This is a genomic window from Sedimenticola selenatireducens DSM 17993 (assembly GCF_000428045.1).
Taxonomy (GTDB): Bacteria; Pseudomonadota; Gammaproteobacteria; order Chromatiales; family Chromatiaceae; genus Sedimenticola; species Sedimenticola selenatireducens.
The window spans coordinates 281,717-297,288 of record NZ_ATZE01000001.1; the positions used below are offsets into that span (position 1 = coordinate 281,717).

19 protein-coding genes are annotated in these 15,572 nt (G+C 50.3%); 14 read left to right on the forward strand and 5 right to left on the reverse strand.

Annotated elements, in window-relative coordinates; translation table 11 throughout:
* The first annotated feature begins 57 nt into the window (after positions 1 to 57).
* The 12 genes from A3GO_RS25615 (at position 58) to A3GO_RS0101450 (ending at position 9,292) form a co-directional block, all read left to right on the forward strand.
* Positions 58 to 489 (forward strand): c-type cytochrome, encoded by a 432-nt coding sequence (locus tag A3GO_RS25615; protein WP_084609649.1) that lies wholly within the window; start codon positions 58 to 60, stop codon positions 487 to 489.
* A gap of 241 nt (positions 490 to 730) precedes the next feature.
* Positions 731 to 1,117 (forward strand): DUF302 domain-containing protein, encoded by a 387-nt coding sequence (locus tag A3GO_RS0101400; protein WP_029131874.1) that lies wholly within the window; start codon positions 731 to 733, stop codon positions 1,115 to 1,117.
* Between the two features lie 560 nt (positions 1,118 to 1,677).
* Positions 1,678 to 2,898, forward strand: coding sequence for an SAM-dependent methyltransferase (locus tag A3GO_RS22090; protein ID WP_169720347.1), 1,221 nt, complete (start codon positions 1,678 to 1,680; stop codon positions 2,896 to 2,898).
* Between the two features lie 30 nt (positions 2,899 to 2,928).
* The gene (locus tag A3GO_RS26795) at positions 2,929 to 3,201 is read left to right on the forward strand and encodes a DUF5676 family membrane protein (protein WP_281179356.1); all 273 of its coding nucleotides are present in this window, start codon (positions 2,929 to 2,931) and stop codon (positions 3,199 to 3,201) included.
* Entirely contained in the window at positions 3,201 to 3,824 is a 624-nt protein-coding gene (petA, locus tag A3GO_RS0101410) for a ubiquinol-cytochrome c reductase iron-sulfur subunit (protein ID WP_051301722.1), read from the forward strand. Before A3GO_RS26795 ends, petA begins: the two co-directional genes overlap by 1 nt.
* A 246-nt stretch (positions 3,825 to 4,070) precedes the next feature.
* Positions 4,071 to 4,256, forward strand: a complete 186-nt coding sequence (locus A3GO_RS0101415; protein ID WP_029131876.1) for a hypothetical protein — start codon at positions 4,071 to 4,073, stop codon at positions 4,254 to 4,256.
* 104 nt (positions 4,257 to 4,360) lie between these two features.
* Positions 4,361 to 5,203, forward strand: coding sequence for a prolipoprotein diacylglyceryl transferase (lgt, locus tag A3GO_RS0101420; RefSeq protein ID WP_029131877.1), 843 nt, complete (start codon positions 4,361 to 4,363; stop codon positions 5,201 to 5,203).
* A 338-nt stretch (positions 5,204 to 5,541) separates the two neighbouring features.
* On the forward strand, positions 5,542 to 6,264 hold the full coding sequence (locus A3GO_RS0101430) for a ZIP family metal transporter (protein ID WP_029131878.1): 723 nt from the start codon (positions 5,542 to 5,544) through the stop codon (positions 6,262 to 6,264).
* Between the two features lie 165 nt (positions 6,265 to 6,429).
* Positions 6,430 to 7,356 carry a CHAD domain-containing protein gene (locus A3GO_RS0101435; protein WP_029131879.1) on the forward strand — a complete coding sequence of 309 codons (927 nt, stop codon included), beginning with the start codon at positions 6,430 to 6,432 and terminating at the stop codon, positions 7,354 to 7,356.
* Between the two features lie 158 nt (positions 7,357 to 7,514).
* Positions 7,515 to 8,414 (forward strand): sulfurtransferase, encoded by a 900-nt coding sequence (locus tag A3GO_RS0101440; protein WP_029131880.1) that lies wholly within the window; start codon positions 7,515 to 7,517, stop codon positions 8,412 to 8,414.
* 298 nt (positions 8,415 to 8,712) lie between these two features.
* Positions 8,713 to 8,916, forward strand: coding sequence for a PepSY domain-containing protein (locus tag A3GO_RS26800; protein ID WP_157606664.1), 204 nt, complete (start codon positions 8,713 to 8,715; stop codon positions 8,914 to 8,916).
* A gap of 25 nt (positions 8,917 to 8,941) precedes the next feature.
* Complete coding sequence (locus tag A3GO_RS0101450) at positions 8,942 to 9,292, forward strand: DUF4405 domain-containing protein (RefSeq protein WP_029131881.1); 351 nt, start codon at positions 8,942 to 8,944, stop codon at positions 9,290 to 9,292.
* A 66-nt stretch (positions 9,293 to 9,358) separates the two neighbouring features.
* Here A3GO_RS0101450 and A3GO_RS22095 read toward each other — a convergent pair whose 3' ends face one another.
* From A3GO_RS22095 to A3GO_RS0101470, 4 genes are all read right to left on the reverse strand, one after another.
* Positions 9,359 to 10,012: an ankyrin repeat domain-containing protein gene (locus A3GO_RS22095; protein ID WP_084609651.1), complete on the reverse strand. Its 654-nt coding sequence runs from the start codon at positions 10,010 to 10,012 to the stop codon at positions 9,359 to 9,361.
* A gap of 628 nt (positions 10,013 to 10,640) precedes the next feature.
* A complete protein-coding gene (locus A3GO_RS0101460) occupies positions 10,641 to 11,804 on the reverse strand; it encodes an IS481 family transposase (protein ID WP_335339995.1) in 1,164 nt (387 codons plus the stop codon).
* A 576-nt stretch (positions 11,805 to 12,380) separates the two neighbouring features.
* Entirely contained in the window at positions 12,381 to 13,124 is a 744-nt protein-coding gene (locus A3GO_RS0101465; protein WP_029131883.1) for a Crp/Fnr family transcriptional regulator, read from the reverse strand.
* Between the two features lie 198 nt (positions 13,125 to 13,322).
* Entirely contained in the window at positions 13,323 to 13,793 is a 471-nt protein-coding gene (locus tag A3GO_RS0101470; RefSeq protein WP_029131884.1) for a hypothetical protein, read from the reverse strand.
* Positions 13,794 to 14,114: 321 nt separating this feature from the next.
* Between A3GO_RS0101470 and A3GO_RS26805 the strand changes: the two genes are divergently transcribed.
* Positions 14,115 to 14,231: a DUF2769 domain-containing protein gene (locus A3GO_RS26805; RefSeq protein ID WP_418064549.1), complete on the forward strand. Its 117-nt coding sequence runs from the start codon at positions 14,115 to 14,117 to the stop codon at positions 14,229 to 14,231.
* Between the two features lie 130 nt (positions 14,232 to 14,361).
* Complete coding sequence (locus A3GO_RS25120) at positions 14,362 to 14,709, forward strand: hypothetical protein (RefSeq protein WP_051301724.1); 348 nt, start codon at positions 14,362 to 14,364, stop codon at positions 14,707 to 14,709.
* Here the strand turns inward: A3GO_RS25120 and A3GO_RS0101485 are convergent.
* Positions 14,693 to 15,472: a TatD family hydrolase gene (locus tag A3GO_RS0101485; RefSeq protein ID WP_029131885.1), complete on the reverse strand. Its 780-nt coding sequence runs from the start codon at positions 15,470 to 15,472 to the stop codon at positions 14,693 to 14,695. The genes A3GO_RS25120 and A3GO_RS0101485 overlap by 17 nt on opposite strands.
* Between the last annotated feature and the right edge of the window lie 100 nt (positions 15,473 to 15,572).

Genomic DNA, 15,572 nt, shown 5'->3' on the forward strand with positions numbered 1-15,572 from the left:
CGTCGAGTTGTTCTGTCATATCCTTTCACCTTAATTTACAAACAGTAGAGTAGAAATATGAGAACTGGAGAAATAGTTCAAATCACTGTCATTGGCCTGGCTCTACTCGGCGGGATCGCTGCGGTGATATCTAATGCAACAGGACCATCTCCTGAAGCGGTTACTGTCGATGTGATTGTTCCCGATCTATCATTGGCAGCCGCTAAGGGCAGTCAACTTTATAATGACAACTGTGCTGCATGCCATGGACAAAATAGCGCCGGTTCTGATAAAGGCCCACCACTGATTCATGACATATACAATCCAGGTCATCATAGCGACGACGCTTTTTTTCGTGCAGTTCAAAAAGGGGTGAAGCAGCATCATTGGCCATATGGCGATATGCCCCCGCAAGCACAGGCATCGCGGAGTGACGTAGCTGCCGTCATTGCCTATATTCGTGAAGTACAGCAGGCCAACGGCATTTACTATCAGAAACATCGCATGTAATGGCGCGTGGATAACTTACTGCCGCACAGAAAGCGTGTAATGAATCGTTGAGAAAATCCCCACTTCGTTAATTCGCTTACCTGAACACAGGGATGCATCTTCCTGGAGTGAATTATCTATCATGCTGTTATTACGTTGGAAAATTGTTTGGTTGTTGGATTGGCATGAGCCCTGCAAAGAAAAAAGTATATTTCTCGGTAAAGAATTAATATTCACGGAGTACATTTAGGAGATGAAAAACATGTATGGATTTTCAACCGGATTTACCGCGTCATTCGATGCCGCCGTGGGTAGAGTGATCAATGCACTTAAAGTGGAAGGCTTTGGTGTATTGAGCGATATCGACGTCCAGGCGACTTTGAAAAACAAGCTGGGAGTGGAGGGCCGTCCATATCGCATCCTCGGCGCCTGCAATCCACCCTTTGCACACCGAGCGTTGACGGCTGACCCTGAGATAGGTCTGTTACTGCCCTGCAATGTAGTGGTTCGAGAGCTGGACGACGGACAGGTCAGTGTCTCTTTTATGGATCCGGAATCGGTGCTGCAACTGGTCGACAATTCAGAAATAACCGAGATCGCAACGGAAGTGCGCGAACGACTAAAGCGTGTGTGTGATTCACTGGCTTGATATAGCGCTGAGGTATTGGCTGCACAGCCACTCCCTGGAACGAAAGATATGAATTCACCACATCTAAATCTTTGCTGACGTTGTCAGCCAACGGACGCTAAAAGAACTATTTTGAGTAGTGAAGAATATAGTGCCAGAGTTGTTGAGTACAAAAGTCAAGTCTGAAACCATGGATGTCCCACAAGTGGTAATGTGACGAAGCACTCTCTGAGTCCACTGCTACTGAAGTTACTCATTCAACGTGAACGTGAAATCTTTTTTCTCCTCTCCGGAATCACCGTTGTGATCCAGGAATCCTAATAACCAATCAGGAGCTGTTAGAGTCCTTGCTGGGCAAAGTGTCCGATAAATCCTCTTTTTATCAACTAATCAGGAGTTTCAGCAAAAATGAGTCTTGACCTATTAGCAGCACACAGGTTGTAGAGTTATCAGTATACAAGAATGCAGAGGAGGGCAATTCAATGGTGAATGAGACAAGATGTTCAGTCGATCCGAGTGTGCTTTCAGCTGTTGTCCAGAATAATACACTTGAGTCAGCACGTGAGATCGTTCAAATTCTATTGCGAGGTTATAGTGGCTGCCTCGCGGTTCGCCTGTGGGACAAGTCATTTGCTGCGGGCTCGGAGCAGGCACGCTGCACACTGCACATCCGATCCGCATCCGTTTTAAAAACGCTGATAAGCGGGCGCGACATCATCGCCCTGGTGGAGGACTACCTTGCCGGAAGGATCGAGTTGGAAGGTGATCTCGAGTCCCTGTTTGATGCCTCACTGCATTTCGAAAAACTGAGTTTGAGGCCAGCAGAAAAACTGCACTTATTGCAATTGGCGCTGCAGCTGCCCGGATCGTTGCTCCATCTTTCATTAAGTGGTTCCAGATCGGCAAACAACCGATCTGCCATCAGTCGCCATTACGATGTCGGGAATGCATTTTACCATCTCTGGCTTGATCCAGAGATGGTCTATTCGTGTGCGTACTTTGCTGATGATGATCAATCACTGGCGTGCGCACAACAGGACAAACTGGACTATCTCTGCAGAAAATTGCAGTTGGAACCGGGGCAGCTGTTGCTGGATATCGGTTGTGGTTGGGGAGGCCTCGCCTGCTGGGCTGCCAGACACTATGGTGTTTCGGTTCACGGTATCACCCTGAGTATGCAGCAGTGGCACTTTGCCAACGAAAAGATCAGATGGGAGGGATTGTCGGATCGGGTAAAGATAGAACTGCGCGACTATCGGGAATTGGAAGGAGAAGCCTGCTATGACCGTGTTGTCAGTGTCGGCATGTTCGAGCATATCGGGGTAGCCAACTTCCCCACATATTTCAGTCGCATAAGGCAGCTGTTGCGTCCAGGCGGGGTTTTTGTAAATCACGGAATCACAAACGACAAGCGCTGGGAGAAAAGTCCAACGACCCGCTTCATAAACCATTACATCTTCCCCGATGGTGAGTTGACCCGGATCAGCGACGTGCTCGATGCGATGGAACAGGCCCGCTTTGAGGTTGTGGATGTTGAAGGGCTGCGGCGGCACTACGCCATGACACTGCGACACTGGGTAAAAGCCCTTGAACTTCGGGCAGCCAAAGCGAAGGACTCTGTAGGAGAGGCTACTTACAGATTGTGGAGGCTCTATATGAGCGGATGTGCCCACTATTTCGACGAGGGCAGTCTCGGCATCTACCAGGTGGTGGGCGTGCGCCAGCAGGATCGACACTACCATCAACCACTGCGCCGGGATTATCTCTATCATCCACAGAAGGCGTTGGACGCCCGGGAGTAACTCATAAATTCTCCGCTTCGACTTTCTGTTATTGGAAATGCAACCAGTCTCTTTCTGGCCTTTACCTATCTGCTTTGTGTGATCTGGGGACTGCTGTTTGGGTCCGCTCAGATGTATCCGGTGTGGGCACCGCTCTTACCGGGATTTGACTGGTTGAGTTGGGGGGATTTTTTCCTTGGTCTGATCGAGTCCTATAGCTATGGGTGGTATTTCGCTGTTGTCTGGACACCAATATATAACTGTTCTCAGGTACACCTCGGGCGCACCAAAAACCGAGTGAATGCAAGTGAGGAGGGAACGTGATGAATCCGGAAGACCTGGAGTTGGGTGATCGGACTCTGGCGGTAGACCTTAAACGCCGGCGTTTGCTGACCAATGCTACAACGGTGGTAGGTGCGGTTGGAGTTGCTGTTCTTACTGTTCCGTTTATCGGTTCTCTCAAGCCCAGCCAGAGGGCGTTGGTTGCCGGGGCTCCGGTGGTTGTAGATTTTGGGAAACTGGAACCGGGTCAGCAAATCACAGTCGTATGGCGTGGTAAACCAGTATGGGTGTTGCGGCGTACACAGCAGATGCTGGCTGATATGGAGTCGGCAAGGCATCTGGAACGTCTGCGGGATCCAGCTTCGGACGAGCAGTCACAACAGCCCGAATATGCACGCAATCCGGCACGTGCTATTAATCCCGATTATTTGGTGACAATAGCGATATGCACCCATCTGGGATGCGTTCCTTCTTTTCGTCCTGAGCTGGCACCGGCCGATCTGGGTAGTGACTGGATCGGTGGTTATTTCTGTCCCTGTCATGGTTCACGATACGACTTGGCGGGAAGGGTGTTCAAGAGCATGCCGGCCCCCTTGAATCTTGAGATACCCCCATACCGATATCTCGAAGACAGCCGTATCGAAATTGGTTCGGACAATGCATGAAGCGACTGGGTTAGCGGAGGTTGTTATGGGTTGTGCATTTGCACGGGTATGAGCCTGTCTGCAAATCAATCACTCTGCTGGATGCTGACCTCCATTGAATTGTATCGACGACGAGGTGTCACCGGCAAATGGTTGACTAAATGTGGAAACGCGGTGGACGTAATCATCTGCCGGTACGTTCGTGAATTACGCCGGCGATATGTGGCGGCGTCCTAAGTAGTCTTTTATCAAATGTGAGGACCCGTAATGGAATGGTTAAGTGAAAACTGGTTGTTGGTACTGTTTGGTGGCGGAATGATTGCCATGCACCTGGGTGGCCATCGCCATGGCGGCTCCGGGGAAGGTGGCGGTTGTTGCGGTGGCGGAGCAAAGAAGACCGAGGCGAGCGAGGCCAAGAAGGAGCTGCCTGCGAAATTGCCACCAGCGGAATAGTCACCTTCGTGATCTGAGGATCACTATCAAATAGAGAGCGGCAGATTCAAGTATTGTGCCATCAATGAAGGTGCCCCTGCACTAGCCCAATGAGATAGCGCGCCATGCTGACATATCCAAGTATAAATCATGAGGTGATCTCCCTCGGTCCGCTAAGCGTTCACTGGTACGGTATTATGTACCTGGTGGGCTTTACCGGCGGCTGGTGGCTGGCTCGCCGGCGCGCAGCGCTTCCCGAGTCAGGATGGTCCCGTCAGCAGGTGGATGACTTGCTATTTTATGTTGTGCTAGGTGTGATACTGGGTGGCCGAATCGGCTATGCCCTGTTCTACGGTATGGAGTATTTTTTAGCTGACCCCCTCTCCTTGTTCCGTATCTGGGAAGGGGGGATGTCGTTCCATGGAGGACTGCTGGGTGTATTGGTCGCGATGTGGTTCTATGCCCGGCGTCTGTCCCGCCCTTTTTTCCAATTGACGGATTTTCTGGCACCACTGATCCCGGTAGGCCTTGGTACCGGCCGTCTGGGTAACTTCATTAACGGCGAGCTATGGGGTGCGCCAGGTGATGTACCCTGGGCGATGAGAGTCTCCTGCGAACGTTTCTCCGCGCTCTGCCAGAGTAAGCTGCAACTCTCCCCGACTGCAGAGTTCACTCCACCGCTGCACCCCACTCAGTTGTACGAGTCGCTGCTGGAGGGCGCTGTGTTGTTCGCGCTGTTGTGGCTGTACTCTTCCCGGCCACGGCCGTTGATGGCGGTATCAGGACTGTTCCTGGTCGGCTACGGGATGTTCCGTTTCGGCGTGGAGTTCTTGCGTCTGCCCGATGCACATATTGGGTATCTCGCATTTGACTGGTTTACAATGGGGCAACTGCTCACACTGCCTATGCTGGCAGGTGGGTTGTTGCTGCTGTTCATGGCTTATCGCAATCCAGGATCGGTAAACTGATATGTACCAATTTCTTACGCTTTTGCGCCAGGTACACGATCACTCACCCTGAAGAAAGACTGGACTGGTACCTGGCCTCTCAGCTTGTTCGGCATATCAGATGCGAATTGGTTTGGTCCAGGGCTTTCCTATGGTTATTGCTAACAAAGTTCGTTTGCGCTCGATTATTCACGAACTGCTTTCCATGATGGATCCGGTAGAGATGCTGAATTTCAATTATAGGGAAGCAGCTTGAGAGCGTACGTTCGATTTATTCCACCTTACGGGCAGATAGTTGGAATCGGTCTATCTTAATTAAGCAAGGAATTAATCCTTCTAATCTGTTAGGCGATAATAGAGTGTATGAAATTTTAACAATTGTGATACTTACCGTGGCCGCTGGAATCTGTATTCCCTTAGGTGGACTAATAGCCAGTTTCGAGCGTTTTCATCCCAATTGGCTCGAGTTGGAATTCAGACATTTTATAATTGCGTTTGGTGGCGGCATTCTTTTAGGCGCTGTTGCTATAGTGCTGGTTCCTGAGGGTGTGTCCGGCATGAATGGTTCAGCGGTTGCCATTCTTATCATATTGGCAGGTGGGTTCACGTTTTTTCTTATTGAACGAGCTTTGGGATTACGGCGCCGAGAAACGCCACAACTAATGGGCATGTTGTTGGACTATGTGCCTGAGGCCATCGCTTTGGGTGGTTTAGTGGCCTCAAGTTCTCCCATTGCTCCATTATTAGCTTTACTTATAAGTCTGCAAAATCTTCCCGAGGGCTTTAATTCCTATAGAGAAATTATTTGTACTAAAGAATGCAGTCCAAAGAAGACTCTGTTTTTCATGAGCAAGTTGGTAATAATCGGACCGATTGCAGGCCTCATTGGGTATTACTTTCTTTCAGAATATCAAGCTGTATTGTCAGCGATAATGTTATTTGCATCAGGTGGCATTCTCTATCTTATTTTTCAGGATATCGCGCCTCAATCACGACTAAATAAGCATTGGATGCCACCTCTTGGTGCTGTTGTAGGATTTTGCGTTGCTTTGTTCAGTAAAATGATGGTTATAAATGCCTAACTTGGGTGTACAAAAAGTTTGATCGCGTCAGCCTGTCCTGGTTTATGTGGAGAGCCATTGTGTGGCTAGAATGGGAGGAATCAGCGAGCAATTGATCTAGGCTCTATTTCTCAAGGGATACGGGCGTTCAAACTGTACCGAATATCTTTATTGAGTGACTGGAATATGACTTCTGAGGAGCGTGAATTGACTAAGGACAAGAGTGCAATTCAAACACAACAATCGGTCGAAGAAGTATTTGAATACATTATTAGAACCGACCTGGATTACATAAATAAATGGGCTCCTGTGGCCTTTTCAGGAAAGGATACCGAAGGTGTGCACCAAATGCGTGTGGGTCTTCGGCGCATGCGATCAGCTTTGACCCTGTTTACTCCGGCCATACCGCGCAAGAATACGAAAAAACTGGCGGGAGAGATGCGCTGGGCTGCAAGGCAACTCGATCGCGCCAGAGATCTGGATGTCTACATCGCGGACAATCTCTCGTCTAAAAAAGCCACGAAGGATAAACAGACAAAGAAATTAAGGAATGTTGCACTTAGGCACCGGCAAAAAGAATACAAAAAGGTCAGAGGTTTTCTTAGAGGTCAGCGTTTTCGTGCATTCAACGACAAACTCATTCGCTGGCTGAACAAGAAGGGATGGCGGCAAGGTCTTTCCAAGGCGGAAAAAAATGATCTATCCTGTGAGATTACCTATTTTGCTAATCTGGTATTGGATGATCATCGTTGCAAAGTGTTGGGTACCGGAAGAGATATCCGACGAATGGATGATGAAGATCTCCACCGATTGCGGATTGAATGCAAGAAACTACGCTATGCCACCGAATTCTTTGCGCCTCTTTATGGAACAAAGATGACCGCCTTTTCGAAAAAACTCAAACAACTCCAAGATGTATTGGGGGTGCTTCATGACTGCTATGTCATGGGAGGACTGCAAAGCAGTCTGCTTAAAGGAAAAAGATCCAAAAAACTTGTTGTGGTTGCCAACAATCTGATGCATCAACGTAACAAATCCGCATCGGATCTTAGGGAGGTACTAATCGGAACCTGGGAGAATTATAGAACGGCCAAACTACCCTGGTTGGATTAATGATTATCAGCTTCGATAATTTGCCATCATGGTCCAACTTCAGGGTTGAATTGCGAACACGTGATTACACCGTGTTCTGTGATCTCTTTGGGTTATGGACGTAACTTCTTGTCTCTAAATATCGTAAATGACATTCGGAATGTAACGGGTGACAAACAATGCATGCAAGATACCTCATCGGATTACTTTTTCTGTTTATTCTGGCACCGTTGCGGGCAGCCATTCCCCTGGTGGATGCCGACTGGTTGTTGGCCAATCTGAATAAACCGAACTTGGTGGTGCTGGATCTTCAACCCAAATCGATCTACCAAAGATTTCATGTTCCCGGAGCCGTCAATAGCGACTATAAAGACTGGCGCAAACCAGATGCCGGAAAGATCCCGGGGATGATTCCTCCGGTCAGCGCGCTTGAACAGTTGATCGGTAGTCTTGGGATAGACAATAACACACATGTGTTATTGGTGATCACCGGGCGTAGCGCGAGCGAGATGGCTTCGGCCACGCGAGTTTACTGGACCTTCAAGGTTTTGGGTCACGACGAAGTCTCAATACTCGATGGCGGCCTGATCGCGTATGCCGAAACGAAAAAAAGACCCATTGAGAACCAACTCAACATACCGAGCCGGAAAACCTTCAAGGCCAATCCCAGGCCCGACTATCTGGTCAACGCCGATCAAGTCAAAAGTGTGTTGGACACGGACATCAGCCTTGTCGACAGCCGTAGCAGTGCCGAATACATGGGCCTGCTGCACGGTGGTGACAAGGAGCGTCCCGGAACAATACCTGATTCGGTAAACCTGCCTTATGACTGGCTCACAGTGAATAGCGGTGCTCGATTTCATACTATCGACAACCTGAAGCGCATCTATGAATTTGTTGGTGTGCCGCTAGAGGGTGATCAGATTTCCTTTTGCCATACAGGCCATCGTACTGCGCTCTCCTGGTTCGTCTCGCACGAGTTGCTGGGTAATAAGAGTGCCCGTCTGTACGACGGCTCTATGGCCGAGTGGGCTGTCGATCCATCTCTACCAATGGAGCAAAAGATCAAACTTGATTGATGTTGAAGCATGAATTCTGGGCTTCCGATCTCCGATAGAACGCTTTAACGCAGTGTTGCGCTGATCGGTTGAAGTCGCAACGCATGCTGGCCTTCACTGGAGAAGCGATTAACCGTTGCAAATACTATCTGAGAGGAGTTCAAAGTCGATGCATTCGGATAAGTGGATGAAAGGGGATGCAGTTACGCGGTTGAACCTGCATCCCCAATGTCTCTGGACTAGTTTGAAGTGTAGTGTCGTTTTCTTCACTGAAACTTTTGCTACCTGTGCAATGCCTGCCCGGTAGAAAACTCATCCGGTGTCACATCTCCATCACGATCAAGATCGATTTCTGAAAACTGGATCAGAGGAAAATGGACGTATCATTGAGGTTGAGCGAGAAAGAGAGCGAGAAAGAGAGCGAGGACGAGACCCCTACGAAATCAAACTTGTCGGTTCCGATGGCCGTGTACGTGAGATCAAGGTCGATGTGGAAAGCGGAGAGGTGATCGATCGCGATTAGCAGCCAGCAAAAAAGGGAAGTAGTGATGATAAAAAACAAGCAATCACTTCGGTCGCTGATCGCCTTTCTGGTGACCTGGGCTTTTGTAGTGCTCACGGTCACCGGGATTATCCTCTATATCATACCCCACGGGCGTATCGCTTACTGGACCCATTGGTCCCTTGCCGGACTCGGAAAGGAGCAGTGGGGTTGGGTCCATATGATGTTCGGCGGGATCTTTATCGTCACCGGTGCACTGCATCTCTACTACAATTGGAAACCTTTCAAAAAGTATCTGGCCGAACGGGTCAGAGGAAAGTTGAACCTGAGCCATGAACTGGTGGCTTCACTTCTGCTCACGGATAACTCCGGTCCTGCAGTTGAGCTACGGGAATGACTGTTTCAATTACACAGGACATTGATTGAGGAGGTAGCAATGCCTAGAATCAGGTCCTGTCCTGGTTTAGGGCTCAGCACCTAAGATACGCAGGATACGCACCAGTTCCCAGTTGCCCTTCTCTAGCGCCAAGGTTAGTGCGGTTGCACCGGACTTGTCCCGGGCATTCATGTTCGCATCTGCTTCGGCCAGCAGTTTGACGATAGCTGTATGGCCATTTTCTGCGGCATACATCAGGGCTGTCTGGCCATACTTGTCAGCCACATTCTGGTCGGCTCCGACGAGCAGCAATTGATCAGCCAACCGTGGGTAGTCGTAGCGCGAGGCAATCATCAGGGCATTCCATCCGGCGCGGGTGCGTGCAGTGATATCGGCACCATGTTCCAGCAGCAGGGCGGCTATGGCAGCGTGGCCGTTCTCCGCAGCAAAGGTCAGTGCCGTGCATCCAGCCAAGGTGCGCATGTTTACATCGGCACCATGTTCCAGCAGAAGCGTTACTGTCTCCATGCTGTCGGCCTCGACGGCTAGCATCAGTGCGGTTTTACCAAACTGGTTCTGGGCATCGACTTCGACGCCGCTGCTGAGAAACTCGCGAACGCTGACTGTGTCACCTACTGCTGCGAAATTTCGAAATTCCCTCTCAGGCGTAACCTCAGCCGCCAGGATTAACTCGGCGAACATTAATGCCGCCACGAAGACTATTGAGGCAAACTTAGACATGGTCCTTCAGAAAAAAAATTAGAGATTTATAATATACTAATTATGTGCATTTTTAATTACTATTGTCTTAAGAGTTCTTTTTGACACAGATAAGGAGAGGTACTCAGATCCTTTTTTCTTCGAAAACAGCCCAATCACTCCGCCTCCCCCCAACAAGGCCGACCAGGAGCATTGTTCAGGGTGTTGATTTGTGCTGAACATTTATCCATAGAGCTGGTTATCTGCATTGACCGGTGACCCATAGTCTCGAGAGAAAAAGTTCAATACTTTAAGCAGTTTATAAGAACAGGGTAGGTCACTAGAAACTGTAAATCCCGGGTCAATACTCAGCGCAAACCAACAATTGAATGAAAGATGGTTGAGCAATGGACTAAAATTCCACTGCTCAACAAGCACGGATGCATATGCATGGCGAATTGATAGCCACATTGCTGCGGGACTTTTGCGGGGATGAGTCCAGCACAGTACTGCTTGGTTATGCGAAGTCTTGCAACGGACGTCCGGTAAGTTGTTGATAAATAAATAGTAAAGAATCGGTATTGCCGCTTTTTAATCCATTGGTCGAAGGTTCGAATCCTTCACGGCCCACCATTGTTTATCGGTGTGTACCGAGCACATAGGTCACACTTTATACCGGAGAGATAGGTAACACTTCGGTCAAGAAAGGGTTGGGCGCTGGCTCAACCCTTTCTTCGTTTTCATCAAAAAATCCTAAGTCATATTGCATAAAGCTGACCAGCCAAATTTTGTCACTGACCTCGCGAATACCCACATATTGACCGGCGAACACCGTACTGAGATTAATTTTTCGGCGGCCGATGCAGATACGTCCGCACTTCGTGATTTTTACGGTGCGATCATGAAAAGGGTATTCAGGTACTTCGGGAACGCGATATTCACGGGTGGAAGGTGTATACAGCTCACCGGGGTACTTCATGCCCAGTGCCTGGTGAGGGCGCTGGTTATTGTAGACCTCTAAAAATTGGTCAAATCGTTCTTGCTGCTGAAGAAAATTGAACGCAGGCGGCTTTGTGGCCTCCTTCTTCAGTGTTAAATGCATGCGCTCATGCCGCCCGTTCTGCTGCGGTTGTCCCGGCTGAATCCGCTCGATAGCGATGCCCAGGCGCAACCACCAGACGGAGAGTCGGCTCAGACCAAAAAGCGCATTGGGCGAGGCGAAAGGCACGCCGTTATCGGTGCGGATAGCCTGCGGTAAGCCAAATTGTTTAAAGGTCCGCTCAAAGACAGGAAAAGCGCCTACTTCCTTGGTGGACTCCAAGCCTTCACAGGATAGTAGATATCGTGAGGCGTAATCCGTCATGGTTAGCGGATAGCAATAACAGCGATTGCCTAACAGGAATTCGCCCTTGAAATCGGCACACCAGAGTCCATTGGGGGTTTGACTGTCACGTAGCGAGGTGCCTTGAGCCTTTGGGTGGTGCCGTTTTCTGCGTGTGACCAGGCCGTGTCGATCAAGCACGGCATGGACCGTACTCTTGGCTGGCGGCCGAATCATTGGATAAAGGCGAATCAGTTTCTCGCGGATTTTAGGTGCGCCCCAACTCTTATGTTCCGTCTTGATCTTGAGAATGGCGCGTTCAATTTGGAAGGGTAATTTATTGGCATGCCGATAGGGGCGTTTGCTTTGGTCCTCCAGCCCTGCTAATCCTTCATTTTTATAGCGATTGAATAGCTTATAACCTGTTTTACGGGAAATGCCGAACTCCCGGCAAAGGGGAGCCATTTTTTCACCGTCAAGCAGACGGGCAACAAATCTAAGGCGTTCTTCCATACGGTTACACTCTTTCCAGGGCATTTGAGATTCCTCCCAAATACCGTCATGTGTAACCTATGTCTCCGGTATCGTCTGTAACCTATGTGTCAGGTAGCACAAACGAATCCCGGACCCAGCGTCCGGGTTTTTTGTGTCTGGTGGCAAGATTCGAACCTACGACTTCAAACAGCCTGGTTCGACAGCGTAGCGAAGCGAAGCTGCATGAGGGGGCGTAGCCGCCGAGTCATCCTTCACGGCCCACCATTGTTTATCGAAACCCGGACCCCAGCGTTCGGGTTTTTTGTATCCGGTGGCACAATTCGAACCTTCGGTTTCAAAGAGTCAGGTTCGACAGCGAAGCTGCATGAGGCGGCGCGGCCGCCGAGTTATCCTTCACGGCCCACCATTGTTTATCGAAACCCGGACCCCAGCGTCCGGGTTTTTTGTATCCGGTGACGTGATTTGAACCAGTGAATTTAAAAAGGCAGCGAGGATGGACACGCTGTGCTTTTGTCTATCCTGCAGGGAGCAGCAGTGTGGTGCCGAATTTGCGGCGAATTAAATGCCACTGAAAGATGGGGCCTGGGAACCGGTTTACACCCACAGGCAGGAGAGTAACTCCTGTTTATTACCCAGGATCTCAATTTCCCGAGTGCGGTTGCGGATAACCCCCTCCTCTTGCAGTTTGGAGAGTGCCCGGCTGAGGGATTCCGGACGCAGGCCCAGATGGATGGCGATATCGCCCTTGGTCATGGGCAGGGTCACGGTCCTTCTGCCGTCGGCAGTTATATTACCCTTTCTCTGGTAAAGATCATTCAGAAACAGCAGAAAGCGCCTGTCTGCGCTGAGATAGCGTCCCTGTACGATGGTCCGGTTGGTATAACGGAGTCGTTTGCCGAGTAGCTCGAGGATTTCATGTTGTAATTCGGGGATCTGGCTACAGAGGGACTCTATTTGATCAAACGGCAGTTCGCAGATCCAGGTGGTCTCGAGTGCCACGGCGTCACTCTGGTATTTGATATCGCCCACCGCTTCGATCCCTATGAGTTCACTGCTGAAATAGAAACCCTGGATCAGCGGGGTACCATCATCCAGGGACGATTCGATTTTAACTGAGCCGGATTGTATGGCGAAGATCGATTTGAATGGATCTTCCATCTTGAAAATGGTCTCACCAGCCTGGAACGGCCCACGCTTTCGGATGACGCTGGAGATGGTATCGGTCTGGCTTTGATCCAGATCAGCGCCGATGCACTTCCTGGGAAGTGTGCAGTTATTACAGTCCCTGCCGGTATTGACCAGGTGCAGTCCGCATTTACTGCCCTTTCTTTCAGCCATTCCTCACCTCTGGGTATTAGAGCCGCAGATTTTTTTATCATTCTTGTGTGGGGATAAGCATAGCGGATGGCAGCTTAATTACATCCTCTTTATTCGCGGGGTATTGGGTCTGGATAGGATGCTTTCGGGTAGTAACGGGAATTGTGTGAATAGCCCGGGACTCCAGGGTAATCAAAAAAATATACGACTGCCAGGGTATTATCTGGACGCAAGCATGGCCGGTTGTAACGGGTTCGGTTTTGTCGGGCGGAAATCTGCCAGGCTATCCAGCTGGCTGGTAACCTTGTCCAGCTCCTCTTCCGCCTGCAATACCCGTTGTTTCTTCACCGCTGCGTAGAGAATACCGCCCGGCAATGCCGCAATAATCAGGGCGTCGGTGGCGGTGAAATGGTTCTTCTCAATGACCTGACTGAGATTTTCCTGGCGTTGTTTCAACTGTTGATTGAGGGTGTCGATTTCACTGGCGAGCTGTTTCTGATTGACCACGGGCAATGAATAGATAAGGCCGGTATCGGCTGCTTCCAAACTGCGGTTTGCAGTCCAGGAAGCGTGATTATCATCGGTCTGGGCTGTGGCGGCCTGTATGGCCGGCGAGAGCAGGCACAGGAGCAGGCTTATCAGTACGGGCCTGGACAGATTGGCGCGGTGTTGGTTGTTGAATGTGTGCATAATGGTCCCCTTGTGAACGGGATACCCTTGAACATCAACATTTCGGTAGAAATGAAATCGGGATATCGGTTGTGCGTAGGTTGTAAGCTAGCCCCTGCCGGGGTAGCGTTACGTGAACCGGATCAACCTCAGTGAGTTTTTTCTTCTTTTTGTGATGAATAGGTCTGGCGAGCCGTGCACTGTGCCGTAATTTCTGGGATAGAGATCACTCTACCCAAGACAGCCGGTCTGCCGCTGTCATTGGGCAGTGGATATAAAGCTTGATGGAGTCTACTGGTCGGTGTGCTTTTCCGGGCATCCGGAACAGGGATTGTTTTTCTTGTGGCGGGGGCGATTTTTTGTGCCGATGAGAAAAGCGCTGATCAGCACGAAGAGTGCGAGTGCAACGAATGTCAGGTTGTCGAAAATCATAGGGATAGCCTCACGGTTACTACATAAGAGGATAAGTAGATACTAATATATATGACGGACATATTCTCGGTTTGTTTAATTGAATTATTTTATTGGTATTAAAAAATAACTAATGAAGTTGGTTGATTCTGTTGTACGCAGACAAAGGGGGCTGTTAATGATGCGCTATTTTTTCCTCGGATTTCTGCTGGTCGCGTTGCCGCTGTCGGCCCAGCAAACACCCCAGGTGCTGGGTTATGGCGTGAAGGGTTGTGATCACTATAACGAGGTGTTTGAAGGTTGGGAGAATGGACAGGGTGATCAGATCGCGGAGTATATCCATTACCGCGACTGGCTGGCCGGACTGGTTACCGGGCTGTCGCTGGCTACCGGGAGTGACGTGCTGAAGGGTGTCGAGGTCAAAGGGGCGATGCGGCGCATTCAGGTCTATTGTGACGAACACCCGACGGATGATTTCTTTACCGCCTCGATGGATCTGATCAGGATACTCAGCGGGTTAAAGTAGCCGGCAGGTTGAACAGCCGACGGGCGTTGGCCGTAGTTTCCTCAGCCAGTCGTTCAGCCGGAATCCCTTTTAGGCTACTGATGGCGTGCAGCACCTCGGGCAGGTATGCCGGTTCGTTGCGCTGGCCCCGGTGTGCCGCACCGGGCTGGTCGGGGGAATCGGTTTCCAGCAGTAACGAGTTGGTTGGCAACCAGGCGATCAGGCTATGCAGGCGGTGGGCGTTGGCATAGGTGGCCGGTCCGCCGAAACTCATCATAAAGCCCATGTCGATTAACCGTTCGGCCTGTTGCTGGCTGCCGGAAAAACTGTGCAGGACACCCGTGAGTCCGGGGAAGTGGCGCAGTGTCAGGACCACCTGCTCAACCGCCTTGCGGGCATGGATGATCACTGGTAGTCGAAATTGCTGGGCCAACTCAAGTTGAGCTTCAAAGAACTGCTGTTGCCGCTGCTTGTCGGGTTTTGGAATGTAGAAATCCAGTCCGCATTCACCGACGGCAATTGCGTGGCCCTGCGCCAGTCGCTGTGACAGCGCGGTCAGATCCTGTTCACGATGGTGCGGCATAAACATCGGATGCAGGCCGTAGGCCGGATACAGTTGTGGATAACGTTGGCAGAGTTGCTGTAGCGCCGCCCATCCCGAGGCCTGGATCGCCGGCACAAGCAGGGTGCTGACCCCGGCTTTTTCCGCCCGCTCCAGCATTTGCTCGAAGTCGGCCGCAAAACTGCTGTCATCCAAGTGGCAATGGCTATCGATGATTTCCATATTGATCAGTATAAACAACCAGCGGATTGCATCACATCTACTGTGCAATCCGGGTTGCCATGTTAAGGTTTAGTGGCGACAGATGAACGACTGTCGTGCG